At 65.5% G+C, this 15369-nt stretch carries 14 protein-coding genes; 8 read left to right on the top strand and 6 right to left on the bottom strand.

The features are described 5' to 3' along the window. Positions 1-13 precede the first annotated feature (13 nt). On the bottom strand, positions 14-889 hold the full coding sequence (locus ACFWIX_RS11565; protein ID WP_377216265.1) for an endonuclease/exonuclease/phosphatase family protein: 876 nt from the start codon (positions 887-889) through the stop codon (positions 14-16). Positions 890-1017: 128 nt separating this feature from the next. On the opposite strand from ACFWIX_RS11565, the gene ACFWIX_RS11560 reads away from it, so the two are divergent. From ACFWIX_RS11560 to ACFWIX_RS11545, 4 genes are all read left to right on the top strand, one after another. Then, complete coding sequence (locus tag ACFWIX_RS11560; protein ID WP_377216264.1) at positions 1018-2136, top strand: histidinol-phosphate transaminase; 1119 nt, start codon at positions 1018-1020, stop codon at positions 2134-2136. A 149-nt stretch (positions 2137-2285) separates the two neighbouring features. Further along, positions 2286-3509: a pyruvate dehydrogenase (acetyl-transferring) E1 component subunit alpha gene (gene pdhA, locus ACFWIX_RS11555; protein WP_377216263.1), complete on the top strand. Its 1224-nt coding sequence runs from the start codon at positions 2286-2288 to the stop codon at positions 3507-3509. After that, positions 3509-4489: an alpha-ketoacid dehydrogenase subunit beta gene (locus tag ACFWIX_RS11550; RefSeq protein WP_377216262.1), complete on the top strand. Its 981-nt coding sequence runs from the start codon at positions 3509-3511 to the stop codon at positions 4487-4489. Before pdhA ends, ACFWIX_RS11550 begins: the two co-directional genes overlap by 1 nt. Positions 4490-4512: 23 nt before the next feature. Further along, complete coding sequence (locus ACFWIX_RS11545; RefSeq protein WP_377216261.1) at positions 4513-5946, top strand: 2-oxo acid dehydrogenase subunit E2; 1434 nt, start codon at positions 4513-4515, stop codon at positions 5944-5946. Between the two features lie 81 nt (positions 5947-6027). Here the strand turns inward: ACFWIX_RS11545 and ACFWIX_RS11540 are convergent, their stop codons facing one another. From ACFWIX_RS11540 to ACFWIX_RS11520, 5 genes are all read right to left on the bottom strand, one after another. Beyond that, on the bottom strand, positions 6028-7053 hold the full coding sequence (locus ACFWIX_RS11540) for a DUF6454 family protein (RefSeq protein WP_377216260.1): 1026 nt from the start codon (positions 7051-7053) through the stop codon (positions 6028-6030). A 105-nt stretch (positions 7054-7158) separates the two neighbouring features. Then, on the bottom strand, positions 7159-7497 hold the full coding sequence (locus ACFWIX_RS11535) for a hypothetical protein (protein ID WP_377216401.1): 339 nt from the start codon (positions 7495-7497) through the stop codon (positions 7159-7161). 168 nt (positions 7498-7665) lie between these two features. Continuing rightward, positions 7666-8094, bottom strand: a complete 429-nt coding sequence (locus ACFWIX_RS11530; RefSeq protein WP_377216259.1) for a universal stress protein — start codon at positions 8092-8094, stop codon at positions 7666-7668. A 46-nt stretch (positions 8095-8140) separates the two neighbouring features. After that, the gene (locus ACFWIX_RS11525) at positions 8141-9433 is read right to left on the bottom strand and encodes a PLP-dependent aminotransferase family protein (protein ID WP_377216258.1); all 1293 of its coding nucleotides are present in this window, start codon (positions 9431-9433) and stop codon (positions 8141-8143) included. Between the two features lie 127 nt (positions 9434-9560). Further along, on the bottom strand, positions 9561-10118 hold the full coding sequence (locus ACFWIX_RS11520; RefSeq protein ID WP_377216257.1) for an NAD(P)H-dependent oxidoreductase: 558 nt from the start codon (positions 10116-10118) through the stop codon (positions 9561-9563). A gap of 124 nt (positions 10119-10242) precedes the next feature. Between ACFWIX_RS11520 and ACFWIX_RS11515 the strand changes: the two genes are divergently transcribed. From ACFWIX_RS11515 to ACFWIX_RS11500, 4 genes are all read left to right on the top strand, one after another. Next, entirely contained in the window at positions 10243-10851 is a 609-nt protein-coding gene (locus ACFWIX_RS11515) for a TetR/AcrR family transcriptional regulator (protein WP_377216256.1), read from the top strand. 255 nt (positions 10852-11106) lie between these two features. Next, the gene (locus ACFWIX_RS11510; protein WP_377216400.1) at positions 11107-12090 is read left to right on the top strand and encodes an ABC transporter permease; all 984 of its coding nucleotides are present in this window, start codon (positions 11107-11109) and stop codon (positions 12088-12090) included. A gap of 2 nt (positions 12091-12092) precedes the next feature. After that, on the top strand, positions 12093-13109 hold the full coding sequence (locus ACFWIX_RS11505; RefSeq protein WP_377216255.1) for an ABC transporter permease: 1017 nt from the start codon (positions 12093-12095) through the stop codon (positions 13107-13109). Further along, a complete protein-coding gene (locus tag ACFWIX_RS11500; RefSeq protein WP_377216254.1) occupies positions 13106-15367 on the top strand; it encodes a dipeptide ABC transporter ATP-binding protein in 2262 nt (753 codons plus the stop codon). Before ACFWIX_RS11505 ends, ACFWIX_RS11500 begins: the two co-directional genes overlap by 4 nt. Positions 15368-15369 lie beyond the last annotated feature (2 nt).

Here is a 15369-nt window from a genome sequence, read left to right as displayed (position 1 = left end):
TCCCACGGTCTGCCTAGCGCATCAGTCCGTTGGGCTTCTGTGCCACCACGACATCGGCCACGATGGGCAGGTGATCTGATGCTGCGGTGTTGATCACTTCAGCGAAGCGGGGTTCGATTTCCCCTTCGCTGAGGATGTAGTCGATACGGCGGGTGGGGTTCTCCACCGGCATCGTGTAGTCACCGCCTTGGCCGAGAGCTGCGAAGACGTCATTGAAACGCGTCATGAGCTGCTGCATTTCGACCGACTCCGGGACCGCGTTGAGGTCTCCCACCAGCAGTGAGGGCCTGCGGGATTCGGCGGCGATCGCCATCATCTCTTTGACCTGCAGCTGACGCTGTTCGCTGCGTCGGTGGTCAAGGTGGGTGTTGTAGAAGTTAACGTGGTTGCCTGCGACGTTGATGACCGTCTCAAGGAGCCCCCGCTGCTCCGTCGGTTTCTCCGCGTATTGGATGTTGGTGAGCAGGTGGTTCTCCGAGCTGAGGATCGGGTACGTGCTGAGGACTGCCGTTCCATACTGGCGGCGCTCGGTCCGTCCCGGCTCCGGATCCAGATCGAGGTTGGCCGCAAACACGTAGTGCATGTCGAGCCGGTCAGCCAACCATGCAGCCTGGTCCACGTAGTCGCTGCGGGCTGACCAGTGGCGGTCCACTTCCTGAAGACCGACAAGCTGGGCTCCCGTGGACTCGATTTCCTGTGCGATCCGCTCCAGGTCAAGGACGTCTTCGCCGCTGGCACCGTGGTGGATGTTGTAGGACATGACGCGGATCCCGCTCGATCCGGTCGTCGTGACGTCGTCTCCGGCGCGTGCCGGCGCATAGGTGGCCAGCACGCCGGCGACCGCCAGCGCGGCGGCGGTGAGAGCCGCGGCAAGTTTTCGCATCATCATTGTGGTGTCTTTCGTGTTGGTCCTCGTGGGGGTGCCAGTCCATCAGCGCATTGTGACGCCGTGGCAAAAATTCGGTGAACCGCACCGGGCCCCGCGGAAGATGATTGCCGGGAAGTAGGCTAGGTCCCATGACCCCTACTGATGCCCTGGCCGGCGGTATCCCGCCCCGCCCTGTGGTGAACAGACTGCCCCGGTATGCGGCCGGCAAGCCGCCCGTCGCCGTCGACGGACTGGCCAGTTACAAACTGTCCTCCAACGAAAACCCGCTGCCGCCGCTCCCCGCCGTTGTGGACGCGATCGCACGGCAGACCGATTTCAACAGGTACCCGGACCCGCTCAGCAGCCGGCTCCGCGCCACGCTGGCCGAGTTCCTGAACGTCCCTGGCGACGACATCGTCACCGGTGCCGGCAGCCTGGGCGCCTTGAACCAAATTCTGGCCACCTTTGCCGGACAGAACGATGACGGCAAGGCAGACGAAGTCATCTACGCCTGGCGGTCCTTCGAGGCCTACCCCATCAGCGTCGGCCTGGCCGGCGCCGAGAGCGTCCGCATTCCCGTCACCGCCGACGGCCGCCACGACCTCGACGCCATGGCCGCCGCTGTCAGCGCACGGACCAAGGTGATCCTGCTTTGCACCCCGAACAACCCCACGGGCCCAGCCCTGACCACAGTGGAAACAGAGCGCTTCATCCGCTCCGTCCCCGCGAACGTTGTGGTGGTGATCGATGAGGCCTACCAGGAATTCGTCCGCGCTGAAGACGCCGTGGACGGCATCGCCCTCTACCGCAAATACCCCAACGTGGTGGTGCTCCGGACGTTCTCCAAAGCACACGGCCTGGCAGGGCTGCGGGTGGGCTACAGCGTGTCCGGTCCGGAACTCACCCAGCACCTGCGGGTGGCCGCCACGCCCTTTGCCGTGTCGCAGATCGCCGAAAAAGCCGCCATGGTTTCGGTGCAGAACTATGACCAGGTTGTAGAAAGGGTACAAACCCTAGTGGACGAACGCTCCCGGGTCATGGCCGGATTGCGCGATCTCGGCTGGCGCGTCCCGGACGCGCAGGGCAACTTTGTGTGGTTGGAGCTGGGTGGGGAAAGCTACCGCTTTGCGGAGCTAGCCGGGGAACGCGCGCTCTCCGTACGGGCCTTTCCAGGGGAGGGTGTGCGGGTCAGCATCGGCGAGCCGGAGGCGAACACCCGTTTCCTCGACCTCTGTGCGGACTATACAAAGGCATCGGAGCGTTCCTAGCGCTTAACAAGTAGCCCTGCCGCTGGGTGCTGACGATAAAGTTAGGATCAGTAAGCCAATGTATATGCCGCGCGCGGAATGTATTCCCCGCGCGGCATATATCCCAGCTATATTGCGGTCCATCCGGACGCGGCAAGCGAGGAGACGGTATGGGCACACATCTGCCTGCCACCGAGTTCGACGGTACAGCGGTAGACGACCAGCGTGAGGCTGACGCGGAAGCCGTAATGGGTGAGCCCCCGGTCAAGATGGTCCAGTTGCTGACCGCCGACGGAAAGCTCGGTCATGATCCCGTCTACAGCCCCTATGCTCAGAAGCTGAAGCCCGAGGCGCTCCGCGGCCTGTACGCGGACATGGCGTCCATCCGCCGGTTCGACGTGGAGGCCACAGCGCTGCAGCGCCAGGGCCAGCTGGCCCTCTGGGTGCCGCTGACCGGCCAGGAGGCCGCGCAGATTGGTTCCGGCCGGGCCAGCCAGCCGCAGGACTACATCTTCCCCACCTACCGCGAACACGGCGTTGCGCTGACGCGAAACGTGGACCTGGCTGAGCTCCTGCGCCAGTTCCGCGGTGTTTCCAATGGCGGCTGGAACCCCAAGGACACGAACTTCCACCTGTACACCCTGGTCCTGGCAGCCCAGACCCTCCACGCCGTGGGCTACGCCATGGGTATCCAGCGGGACCGCAAGCTGGCGGCTGCCAGCGGGCAGGAAGCCCCGGACGCGGCCGTGATCGCCTACTTCGGTGACGGCGCCAGCTCCGAGGGCGACGTGCATGAATCCATGGTCTTCGCCTCTTCCTACAACGCGCCCGTGGTCTTCTTCTGCCAGAACAACCACTGGGCCATCTCCGTCCCCACGAACGTCCAGACGAAGGTTCCGCTGTCCGACCGTGCCAAGGGCTACGGCTTCCCGGGCATCCGGGTGGACGGAAACGATGTCATCGCCGTGCACGCGGTCACCGAATGGGCGCTGGAGCACGCCCGCCAGGGCAAAGGCCCCGTGCTGATCGAGGCGTTCACCTACCGCGTGGGCGCCCACACCACGGCGGATGACCCCACCAAATACCGCGAATCGGCGGAAGAGGACGCCTGGCGCGCCAAGGACCCGCTGAAGCGGCTGGAGAGGTACCTCCGGGCCGAGGGGCTGGCCGATGATGCGTTCTTCGACCAGGTGAAGGCCGACGGCGATGAGCTCGCCGCCTACGTCCGGCGCACCACCCATGACCTGGAAACCCCGGATATCCGGTCCGCCTTCGCCAACACCTATGCCGAGGCGCACCCGCTGGTGGCCGAGGAACTGGCCTGGTTTGAAAACTACACCGCCGGTTTCGCCGAGGACGGGGCCGGCGAAACAGCAGCGAAGGCAGGCCACTGATGACCACCATGACCATTGCCAAGGCCATCAACGAGGGCCTTCGCGCCACGCTGGCCAGCAATCCCAAGTCCCTCCTGATGGGCGAGGACATCGGTCCGCTGGGCGGTGTCTACCGTGTCACGGACGGGCTGATCGGTGAATTCGGCCCGGACCGGGTGGTGGACACCCCGCTGGCGGAATCCGGCATCATCGGCACAGCGATCGGCTTGGCGCTGCGCGGCTATAACCCGGTATGCGAGATCCAGTTCGATGGCTTCGTCTTCCCCGGGTTCAACCAGATCACCACGCAGCTGGCCAAGATGCACGCCCGCAGCAACGGCAACCTTACCGTTCCCGTGGTGATCCGCATTCCCTACGGCGGCGGCATCGGTTCGGTGGAGCACCACTCCGAATCGCCCGAGGCGCTCTTCGCCCACACCGCCGGGCTGCGCATCATCACCCCGTCCAACCCGCACGACGCCTACTGGATGATCCAGCAGGCCGTCGCCTGCCAGGACCCGGTCATCGTCTTCGAGCCCAAGCGCCGCTACTGGCTGAAGGGCGAGGTGGACACAGAAGCTCCGGGCCCGTCCGCGGATCCCTTCCAGGCACACGTCCTCCGCACTGGCACCGACGCCACCATCGTGGCCTACGGCCCGCTGGTTCCCGTCGCGCTGGCCGCCGCCAACGCCGCCCAAGAGGACGGCCGCAGCGTGGAGGTCATCGATCTCCGTTCCATCTCGCCGATCGACTTCGACACCGTGACCGCCTCGGTACAAAAGACCGGTCGTCTGATCATTGCCCACGAGGCACCCACCTTCGGCGGCATCGGCGGCGAGATCGCGGCCCGCATCAGCGAGCGGGCCTTCCATTCGCTGGAGGCGCCCGTCATCCGCGTCGGCGGCTTCCACATGCCGTACCCCGTGGCCAAGGTGGAGGAAGACTACCTTCCGGACATCGACCGCATCCTCGAGGCGCTGGACCGCGCCCTCGCGTACTGATTCCTGCCCAACCCGAGGACACCATGACACTGAACAAGTTCAACCTTCCGGACGTCGGCGAGGGCCTCACGGAGGCGGAGATCGTCTCGTGGAAGGTCAAGCCGGGCGACGCCGTGGCCGTCAATGACGTCCTGTGCGAGATCGAAACCGCCAAGTCCCTGGTGGAACTGCCGTCGCCGTTCGCCGGAACCGTCAGCGAACTGCTGGTGCCGGAGGGCGTTACGGTGGACGTCGGGACAGCCATCATCAGCGTCAGTGACGATATCGCGGGGGACCCCACCCCGGCGGACGCCCGCGCCCCCGAAAGGCCGGTGCAGCCGGTGTACGGCACGCTTCCGGCCCCGGGCGCGGACAGCCCGGCAGCTGGCCCCTTGGTCGGCTCCGGCCCCAAGGCCGACGCCGTGAAGCGCCGCCCGCGCAAGGCGCAGCCTTCTGCTGCGGTGACGGTGAACGCCCCGGAGGTGGAGCCCGTCCAGCCCCACGCTCCGGCCGAGGTGTCCGGGAACCCCGCCGCCGTCGTCGATCCCCGTCCCACCCTGGGCGGCACCATCACCGGCCTGGTCAGCAAAGTCCTGGCCAAGCCGCCCGTCCGGAAGATCGCCCGGGACCTGGGCATCGACCTCGCCGATGTGGTGGCCACCGGCTCCCGCGGGGAGGTGACGCGTGAGGACCTGGTGAGCTACCAGGCCCAGCGCGACGCCGAACTGGACAAAGCGGACGGCTTCTGGGGCGCAGCAGGCAAGCCGCAGGAGCAGCGAATCGAACGGGTTCCGGTCAAGGGCGTCCGGAAGGCTACTGCGAAGGCGATGGTGGACTCCGCCTTCTCTGCCCCGCACGTCAGCATCTTCGTTGATGTGGACGCCAGCCGGACCATGGAATTCGTCAAGCGGCTCAAGGCATCGCGGGACTTCGAAGGCATCCGCGTCTCGCCGCTGCTCATTCTGGCCAAGGCGGTCATCTGGGCGGCGGCCCGGAACCCGAGCGTCAACGCCAGTTGGGTGGACAACGCTGACGGTAGCGCCGAGATCCAGGTGAAGCACTTCATGAACCTCGGCATCGCAGCGGCGACCCCGCGCGGGCTGATGGTGCCCAACATCAAGAACGCCCAGGACCTGTCCCTGAAGGAACTGGCCCTGGCGCTCAACAACCTGGCCACCACCGCCCGGGCTGGCAAGACCCAGCCTGCGGAGATGCAGGGCGGATCGTTGACCATCACCAACATCGGCGCCCTGGGCATCGACACCGGGACGCCCATCATCAACCCGGGCGAGGTGGCCATCGTGGCCTTCGGCACCATCAAGCAGAAGCCATGGGTCCTGGACGGCGAAGTGATTCCCCGCTGGATCACCACGCTTGGCGGCTCCTTCGACCACCGCGTGGTGGACGGCGACCTGTCCGCCCGGTTCATGGCCGATGTTGCCGCGATCCTCGAAGAGCCCGCGCTCCTGCTGGACTAGGAGCCCCGGCCTACGGCAGCGCCCGCCGGTCCGTGATGGACTGGCGGGCGCCGGTGTCGCGAAGGCCTGCTGGGGGCGGTCCTACTTGACGGTTGCCTCGTAAGTCAGGATCTCCGTGCCGTTGACCTCGTCGCCGTCGTCGGGTGCCACCTTCATGGTGAGCCGGTCACCGTCAGCAGTCATCTTGAACGGGTTGCGCGTCGCAACGTGGCCTGCGCTGGACCACTGCTGGAACGGGATATCGCGGATCACCGTACGGGTCTTGAGGTCGGTCAGGGCAATACCGCCCAGCTCATACTTTGCTTCGGTGCCGCCGGCGGACGGGGTCTGGGGCAGGTTGGCGATGCCCGAGCACAGCATCTTGGAGTTCGGCACGTACTGGCAGTCCTGGTAATCGATGAAGTTATTCGGGTTCTCCCAGCTTGCCAGTTCCTTGCCGTGCAGGTTCCATTCGGCAAACCGGCGCGAGCCCCAGGTGTTGCCCACCAGATGGCCTGTCTGCTTGTCCATGACGATGCCGCCGAAGTGGTCCTTCACCTCGAACTGCTTCTGGACGTCCAGGGTTTCGGCGTTCACCTTGTAGATGAGGGTGCTGCTGTTCGGGCGGTACTGCGAGACGGGCACCCAGACGTTGGTTCCATCGAAGTCGATGCCGCCGGGGTGGTACATGTCGCCTTCGCCCAGGATGATGTCCTGCTGCAGGTTGCCCTGCTTGTCCATGACGAACAGGTGGCCGACGCCCTTGCCGGCGGTACGGTCGTAGCCGTCCTGTGGGGTTGGGTACTTGACGGTGGGCTCGGTGATTTCCACGGAGGAGAGGAAGATGCGGTCTTCGGTGAAGGCGATGCCTTCTGTGTGGAACGTGGGGAAATCCAGCTTCAGCTTGCCGGTCTGCTCCCAGACGGTGCTGCGGTCAACCCGGGCAAAGGTATCAGCCAGTGCCGTGTCCGCCGTGTGGTGGTTGGTGGCCCTGACAGCCTGGTTGGAGGCGGTTGCCTGGCTGGATCCGTCTGCCTGGGGGCTGACGAATGCGCCGGCGATGGTGGAGCCGGCAAGCACCAGCGTGGCCGCGGTGGTGAGAATGCCTTGGATGCGGGGGATGCTCATGGGGGAGCCTCTCAGGATTGTGTCTCTGCAGATGCCCTCCGGAACCTACCCCCTTCCGGTGAACCCAAGGCGGATCCCCGATTAACAGCCGGGGTGACGGGAGCCTTAGAACGGCGGGTAGGCGGAAAGGATCTCCAGGCTGGCCGTCTCGCCCAGCGCGTTGCCGATGACGACGGCGGCGCCCACCATCAGGGCGGCAAACGCGGCTGCCGCTCCGCTCATCGCAGCCAGCAGTTTCCAGTCTTCGCGCAGGAGGCTGTCCACGCCCAGTGGGAGGTCCAGGTCCGGGGCGATCACGTTGGGGGCGCTGTCCAGTGTTCCGTCATCCAGGAGCGCCACCACCCTGCCGTTGGGCCGGTCAACGCGCATGGAGCAGATGTGGTTGCCGTGGCGGGCCAGGAGGATGTCGTGGCCGACGAGGTGGCGGCGCTGGAGCGTGAGCATGGAAAAACCCCTTCGGGTGGGCGGAAACCGGATGTCCGCGCCGTTGGGGGCGTACTCCATTTTATCGCTGCGCACGGGGTAACGAAGCCGTTCAAGGCGTGAGAACAGACACCCTCCGGCAGGAACGCAGGAGGGTGTCTGTCGAAGGAGTGCTGTCCGCCGTTGGTGCTAGTCGGCGTCGTACGTGTTGGCGATGTACACGTCGCAGTGGGCGTTGTGCGCAACGCTGTTGGCCACGCTGCCCAGGACGCGGCCGATTCCGTGCATCCGGCGGTTACCCACCACGATGATCCGCGCGTCCATGCGCAGCGCCTCCTTGATGAGGGCGTCGGCGGGACGGCCGCGGGCGGAGGAGTAGGTTACCTTGACATCCCGTCCCAGTGACTCCGCGACGGTGCGGGCCACGTGCTCGGCGGCATCTGCGTCGGAGACGATCCAGCGGTCGCTGCCGCTGCCGAAGATCTCAGTGCGGTCGCTGTCGAAGGCCGAGACGACGTGCAGCGACGCTCCCAGGGCTGCTGCGAGGTCCCTGGCGGACTCGGCTGCCTTCTTCGCCGTGGCGCTGCCGTCCACGCCTACAACGATGGTTCCGCTCATGTGTGTGCTCCTTTGCTCATGTCATACGCGATGTGTGAGGCCAACGCTACAGCGCGGCAATGGCTTCCCGTAGTACCGGCGCCAGGCGCCGCACGCCTTCGGTGATGGACTCGGGGGGCACAGCGCTGAAAGCGAGGCGCAATTTGTTGGACGGCTCGTCCGACGGCGTGAAGGCGGCTCCCGGGATAAACACCACTCCGGCGTCGATCGCCTTTTGCAGCAACGGGTAGGTGTCGAGCCCTTCGGGCAGTGTGACCCAGACGAAGAATCCGCCCTCGGGGCTGGTCCAGCTGGTGCCGGCGGGCATGTGCTCCGCCAGGGCTGCGAGCATGGCCCGGCACCGCTCGGCGTAAAGCCCGCGGTACGTCTCGATCTGTCCGCGCCAGTCGAAGTCCCGGAGGTATGCCGAGACGAGCATCTGGTTGAACGCCGGCGGGCAAAGAGTGACGGCTTCGGCGGCAAGGTAATACCGGCGCTGCAGGTGCTCCGGCACCAGTGCCCATCCGATCCGCAGGCCCGGGGCGAAAATCTTGGAAAACGAGCCCATGTAGATAACGTCGTCAGGGTTCGCAGCCCGCAGCGGCGCGATCGGCTCCCCGTCAAAGCGCAGCAGGCCGTACGGGTTGTCCTCCAGAATGAGAATATTCGCTTTGCGACATATGTCGACGATCTGCTGCCGCCGTTCCTTCGCCAGCGTGATCCCCGACGGGTTGTTGAAGTTGGGGATGGTGTACAGGAACTTCACGTTCTTGCCCGCCAGCTGCAGGGCCGCGATCCTGGCCTCCAGGAGTTCAGGCACCAGTCCCGATTCGTCCATCTCCACGGTCTCCACCCGGACCTGGTACGCCTCGAAGGTGTTCAGGGCGCCGACGTAGGTGGGGTCTTCTACCAGGACCACGTCCCCCGGGTTGCAGAAGACCTTGGTGGCGATGTCTTGGGCCGACTGGGAGCCCGCGGTGATGACCACGTTCTCCGGGCGGGCGTCGAGGATGCCCTCCGCAGCCATCACCTCGCAGATTTGGCTGCGCAGCTCGGCAGTACCCTGCCCCGCGCCATACTGCAGCGCGGTGAGGCCATCTCCGGCGATGATCTCCGCCGCAGTCGCGGCCAGGCGGTCCAGCGGAAGTGACTGGAGGTAGGGGCTCCCCCCGGCCAATGACACCAGACCCGGACGCATGGAGATGTCGAAGACGTCGCGGACGGCGGACTGGCGGATGTTTGCGGCGCGCTCCGAGAAGAGTTCCTCGTGGCGGTGGGCGGAGGTGGCCGCCCTCTCGATGGCATCAATTGCTTCGGCTGGCAGCGTCCCTGCTGCGGCGTCGATTGTTTCGTGGCTCACATCATTAGGATACAGCCTGTTGTTGTCAAAAAGGCAACAGGTGTTGAGTAATGATTCACAAACGGCGCGGATAAACCCGGGCACAACAATGCCCGGCGCGGTCGCGCCGGGCACCGCTGTTCGTTTGTTAAGCGGCTGCGCGCTCGGCGGCCAGGGTGTCGAAAATGCCCTTGATCTGCTCCACGACTTCGGCGTCATCCTTGGGGTGAACCTCCGCGAAGCGGACCATGGAGCCGGGAACGGCGAGCTTAACGTCCTCCAGGACCTCGGCGCCGGCGATGCCGACAGCCTTGCGGGCCTCATCCTGGGCCCACACGCCGCCGTACTGGCCAAAGGCGGTTCCAACGACGGCGGTCGGCTTGCCGGCGAGGGCGCCGGCGCCGAACGGGCGGGACAGCCAGTCGATGGCGTTCTTCAGGGACGCCGGGACGGTGCCATTGTGCTCGGGGGTCACCAGCAGCAGGGTGTCGGCAGCGTCGGCAGCTGCGCGGAGTGCTGCAGCCGCGGCCGGGACCTGGCCCTCGACGTCGATGTCCTCGTTGTAGAAGGGAATGTTGCCCAGGCTTTCGTGGATGACCACATCAACGTGCTCCGGGGCGTTGAGCTGGATAGCCTCGGCCAGCTTCTGGTTGGTGGATTCGGCGCGCAGGCTGCCGACGAGGGTCAGGACGGTGCTCTTCGTCATGGGAACTCCTGGTTTTGTATCGGGGGATATTCCGGGCTGAACGCGGTAGGCGTCCACCGCCGGTCTTCATCAGAGTAAACGGACCATAGTCCGTTTTCTATTCCCGCCCCATACACTGGATCTTGTGAGATCCATCCCACTCAGGTCCGGCATAGCTCCCGGCGCGGTGCCGGAGCGCAGCGACGCCGCCCGGAACAGGGCGCGCCTCCTCGGTGCTGCCCGTGAGCTTATCGAGCAGGGCGGCACGGCCTGCCTCACCATGGACCGGCTCGCCAGGCATGCGGGCGTGGGCAAGGGAACCGTCTTCCGCCGGTTCGGCAGCCGCTCAGGCCTGATGCTCGCACTCCTGGACGAATCGGAGTCCGCCTTCCAGGCGCGCTTCATGTTCGGCCCTCCCCCCTTGGGACCGGGCGCCCCGCCGATGGAGCGGCTCATTGCCTACGGGACGGAGCGGATCCGGTACGTGGTGGAGTTTGGCGACCTGGTGGTGGCCGCGGAGGCGGCGTCGCCCGGCCGGTTCGAGGTCCCGGCCGCCGTCCTCGGCCAGCGGCACATTCGAATGCTGCTGGAGCAGGCAGGGTTTGACCACGAACCGTGGCTCATGGCCGGCGCCCTGAGTGCCACGTTGGACCCGGAGCGCATCCTGGGCCTTGTCCAGCGTGACAGCGTCAGCCGCACCCGCCTTGCCGCGTCGTGGACCGACCTTGTCACACGGGTCCTCGCCGGAGCTTAGCTGATGCACTTTTCCGGACGTTCGTCCAGTCACATCGACTTCACAAATTTATTCATAACGATCTGGTCCAGACGGGTCGTTTTACCTGCAACGGCATGCGGTTTGCGCTCTTCGTTGTGATACTTTCCTCTCAATGTGACCCGCGACATAGTCCATCAGGGCTGGCCTTACTGGCGGCGGGAGGCCGGCTACCCGCTGGTGAAAGGCCCGGCGCGACGCCACGAACGTCCCGGCCTGGAAGATTCGGAAGGATTCATGCTCAGGTACCTCGCTAAACGCGGCATCACCTATCTCTTCATGATCTTCCTGACGACGTCCGCCGGATACTTCCTGGCGGTCAGCTCGCTCAAGCCTGCCCTGCTGGAGCAGGAGCGCATTCCCCGCCCCAGCCCTGAGCAGGTTGCCAATTCCATGCGGCTCAAAGGCCTGGACCCCGAACTGAGTCCCTGGGAGCGGTACGTCGAATGGTTGACTGCCATCGTGACCCGCTGGGACTGGGGCCGCAGCCCCAACGGCGCCTTCATCAACGCCGAGTTCGGTGACCGCGTGTGGATCTCCACCCGGCTCTTTCTCGCTTCCATCATCCTCACCCTGGTGATCGGCGTTGCCCTGGGCGTCTACTCGGCCGCGCGTCAATACAAACTGCAGGACCGGGTCATTACGTCGTACAGCTACCTCGCATACATCGTGCCCGCGCCAATTGCCTACTTCCTCGTGCAGTTGGGCGCCATCAACATCAATGAGGGCGTGGGCCAGCGGATCTTCTTCGTCACGGGAATTTCCACCCCCGGCATGGCGCCGGGTTGGGGCCAGTTCCTGGACATGCTGGGCCACTATGTGGTGCCCACTGTGGCCATCACCCTGGTGGGCTGGGGCGCCTACCAGATCGCCCAGCGCCAGTACCTCCTGGACAACGTCAACGCCGATTTTGTCCGGACCGCCCGCGCCAAGGGCCTCACCCGGAACCAGGCCATCACCCGGCATGCCCTGCGGGTATCCTTCATTCCGGTGGCCCAGAGCATCGCCTTCACCATTCCCGCGATCTTTGCCGGCGGTTTCTTCGCCGAGAAGATTTTCGCCTGGCCGGGCGTCGGCTCCTGGAGCATCGACGCCATCGCGCTCCAGGACGTCAACGCCGCCACGGCCACCCTGGCCTACGGCTCCGTCATCTTCGCGCTGGGGGCAATCCTGGCCGACTTTGCCACCACCCTGGTGGACCCGAGAGTGCGGGTGCAGTAACCATGACCAACCTGAACGCCGTTGACCCGGCAGCCGTGGCGCAGGACGCGCACCTGGAAAGCGCCGACGTCGTTATTGGAAAGTCCACCATCATTTTCCGGAGGTTCCTCCGGAACCGCACCGCAGTGGCCGGACTGGCCATCTTCCTGGCCCTGACCATCTTCTCCCTGGTCGGTGGCTACTTCACGCCGTGGGACAAGGAGACCATCGACCCTTTCAACATCGGCATGCCCCCGTCCGGAGACCACTACCTGGGCACCTCCCAGGCGGGCATCGACCTCTACGCCATGACCGTCGAAGGTACCCGGATCTCCATCCTGATCGGTTTGGTGGTGGGCCTGGTGTCCGTCCTGGTGGCTGCCGTCTACGGCTGCACCATGGCGTATTTTGGCGGCAAGGTGGACAAGGTCATGCTCTTTGTCCTCGAGGCCCTGATCATGATGCCCGCCCTGCTTGTGGTGGCGGTGGCCACCAGCGGCGGCGGGGAAGGGCTCAAGCGTGAGCTGCCGTCCTGGCTCCTGCTGACCGTCGTGCTGCTCGTCTTCAGCTGGATGGGCACGGCAAGGCTTATCCGGTCGCTCTCCATGTCCCTCATGCAGCGCGATTTCGTCAAGGCCGCCCAATACATGGGCGTCCCGCCCCGCCGGATCGTCTGGCGGCACCTGGTTCCGAACATCGGCTCGCTCCTGGTCCTGGACATCACCCGCGGCGTCACCGGCGCCATCCTTGCCGAGGTGGCCTTCTCCTTTATCGGCATCGGGATCAAGCTGCCGGATGTAAGCCTCGGCGTCCTCATCGGCGGGGCCACGTCCCAGGTGCAGACCTTTCCCTGGATGTTTTGGGTGCCGCTGACCGTGATGTTCCTGCTGACCGGTTCCCTGGCCATGATGAACGACGGGCTGCGGGACGCCTTCGATCCGAGCAGCAGTTCCACCGGCCGGGCCAGGAAGCGCCGGCCGCGGAAGTCCCCGGCGGGCCGCAGTACAGCAACCCCCAACGTGGAGAAGATGGCACCATGAGCAGCGAGATCACCACCGGCCCGCTTGAACCCGCCGCTGCAACGGTGGAGCAGCGACTCCAGGCAGCCGGACTCCGCGCCGCGCCGGCCAGCCTGGCCGCCGCCACCGATGCCGTCCTGTCCGTCCGGGGCCTGAACGTCAGCTTCAACTCGGAGAACGGTGTGGTCCATGCAGTCCGCGGCGTGGATTTCGACCTGATGCCGGGCAAGACGCTCGGCATCGTGGGGGAGTCCGGATCCGGCAAGTCCGTTACGTCCCTGGCCGTGATGGGCCTGCTGCCAGCCACTGCTGATGTCACCGGCTCCGTTCGGCTCAACGGCAAGGAACTGCTGGGACTCAGTGACAAGGCCATGTGCGCCTATCGCGGCAACGAACTGGCCATGGTCTTCCAGGACCCGCTGTCCTCCCTGACGCCGGTCTATACCGTGGGCACCCAGATCATCGAGGCGCTCACGGTCCACAACCCCGGCATGACCGGGAAGGCCAAAGAAGCCCGCGCCGTCGAACTCCTGGCCATGGTGGGTATTCCCAGCCCGCGGAACCGGCTCAAGGCATTTCCGCACGAATTCTCCGGCGGCATGCGTCAGCGGGTGATGATTGCCATTGCCATAGCCAACAATCCGCGGGTCCTCATTGCCGATGAACCCACCACCGCGCTGGACGTGACCATCCAGGCCCAGGTGTTGGAAGTTCTGCACACGGCGCAGGAGGAGACCGGGGCCGCCGTCGTCATGATCACCCACGACCTGGGCGTGGTGGCGGGCATGGCGGACGACATCATGGTGATGTACGCGGGCAAACCCGTCGAAACCGGGCCCGTGGACGAGCTCTACTACAACCCGCGCATGCCGTACACCATGGGGCTGCTCGGCGCCGTTCCCCGCGTGGACGTGGCGGAAAAGGCATCGCTGGTCCCCATCGATGGAATGCCGCCCAACCTCATCCATGAACCCACCGGATGCTCCTTCGCACCCCGCTGCCCCCTGGCGTCGGAGCCGTGCCTGCAGGGTGAACCGCCACTGGAGGCAGTCACCGGCGACGGGCTGCACCTCGCCGCGTGCGTCAAGTCCGAAGCGCTGGGTGGAGGGGCTGATGTCCATGACATTTTTGCCGCGCCGCCGGTCCCGGTCTCCAGGTTCGACGCCATACCGCGTGGCGAACGGTCCACCGTGCTGCAGCTGACGGACGTCCGCAAGCACTTCCCGCTCACCAAGGGCGCGCTCATGAAGCGGCGAATCGGCACGGTGAAGGCCGTGGATGGAGTGAGCTTCGACATCCGTGAGGGCGAGTGCTTCTCCATCGTGGGTGAATCGGGGTCCGGCAAGACCACCACGCTGCTGGAAATCATGGAATTCCACAAGGACCAGGACGGCGAAGTGGTGATCGGCGGCATCAGCAACCGAAAGGCAGTTGACGCGCGGACCAAGAGCGCCATGCGCCGGGAACTGCAGATGGTTTTCCAGGACCCCACCGGAGCGCTGGACCCGCGGTTCACCGTCTACGAGGTTCTCGCCGAGCCGCTGCAGAACGCAGGTATGGACCGCAAAGCCGTCCGCGCCCGCATTATGGAACTGATGAAGCTGGTGGGCCTTCAGCCGGACCACGTGAACCGTTTCCCCAACCAGTTTTCGGGCGGCCAGCGCCAGCGCATTGGCATTGCCCGCGCGCTGGCGGTCAACCCCAAGCTCGTGGTCCTGGACGAGCCCGTTTCCGCACTGGATGTGTCCGTGCAGGCCGGCGTCATCAATCTTCTGGACAAGTTGCGGGCCGAGTTGGGACTCAGCTATCTGCTGGTCGCACACGATCTTTCGGTAGTGCGGCACATCTCCAACCGGGTGGCTGTCATGTACCTGGGCAAGATCGTGGAAATCGGCGAGGTGGACCGGGTCTTCGACAACCCGCGGCACCCCTACACGCGGGCGCTCCTCTCCGCCATCCCGGTCCCGGATCCGCAGGTGGAACGCACAAGGGAGCGGATCATCCTGCGGGGCGACCTGCCGTCCCCGCTCGATGCGCCCAAGGGCTGCAATTTCGCCACCCGCTGCCCCATATACGCGGCGCTGCCGGCGGCCAAGCAGGAGCAGTGCCGCACTTTGGAGCCGCCCCTTGAACCTGCAGGGTCCTCAGCAGCTGCCCAGGCCCTTGAGGGAACGCCGGAAAGCCGGGTTGACCAGCGGTTCGCTTGCTTCTTCCCCGACGGCGAAATCGACGGCGACATGCTGGTGAGCCATGGCGATGCAGGACATACTGCGTCCTAGGA

Origin of the sequence: Pseudarthrobacter sp. NPDC058362, from assembly GCF_042723515.1 — a bacterium.
In the GTDB taxonomy this organism is placed as follows: Bacteria; Actinomycetota; Actinomycetes; order Actinomycetales; family Micrococcaceae; genus Arthrobacter.
This window is presented reverse-complemented; position numbering and strand designations above follow the sequence as displayed.

Coding starts and splice junctions, on each gene's coding strand:
- ACFWIX_RS11565 (WP_377216265.1), bottom strand. CDS start 889: ATGATGATGCGAAAACTTGCCGCGGCTCTCACCGCCGCCGCGCTGGCG.
- ACFWIX_RS11560 (WP_377216264.1), top strand. CDS start 1,018: ATGACCCCTACTGATGCCCTGGCCGGCGGTATCCCGCCCCGCCCTGTG.
- pdhA (WP_377216263.1), top strand. CDS start 2,286: ATGGGCACACATCTGCCTGCCACCGAGTTCGACGGTACAGCGGTAGAC.
- ACFWIX_RS11550 (WP_377216262.1), top strand. CDS start 3,509: ATGACCACCATGACCATTGCCAAGGCCATCAACGAGGGCCTTCGCGCC.
- ACFWIX_RS11545 (WP_377216261.1), top strand. CDS start 4,513: ATGACACTGAACAAGTTCAACCTTCCGGACGTCGGCGAGGGCCTCACG.
- ACFWIX_RS11540 (WP_377216260.1), bottom strand. CDS start 7,053: ATGAGCATCCCCCGCATCCAAGGCATTCTCACCACCGCGGCCACGCTG.
- ACFWIX_RS11535 (WP_377216401.1), bottom strand. CDS start 7,497: ATGCTCACGCTCCAGCGCCGCCACCTCGTCGGCCACGACATCCTCCTG.
- ACFWIX_RS11530 (WP_377216259.1), bottom strand. CDS start 8,094: ATGAGCGGAACCATCGTTGTAGGCGTGGACGGCAGCGCCACGGCGAAG.
- ACFWIX_RS11520 (WP_377216257.1), bottom strand. CDS start 10,118: ATGACGAAGAGCACCGTCCTGACCCTCGTCGGCAGCCTGCGCGCCGAA.
- ACFWIX_RS11510 (WP_377216400.1), top strand. CDS start 11,107: ATGCTCAGGTACCTCGCTAAACGCGGCATCACCTATCTCTTCATGATC.
- ACFWIX_RS11505 (WP_377216255.1), top strand. CDS start 12,093: ATGACCAACCTGAACGCCGTTGACCCGGCAGCCGTGGCGCAGGACGCG.
- ACFWIX_RS11500 (WP_377216254.1), top strand. CDS start 13,106: ATGAGCAGCGAGATCACCACCGGCCCGCTTGAACCCGCCGCTGCAACG.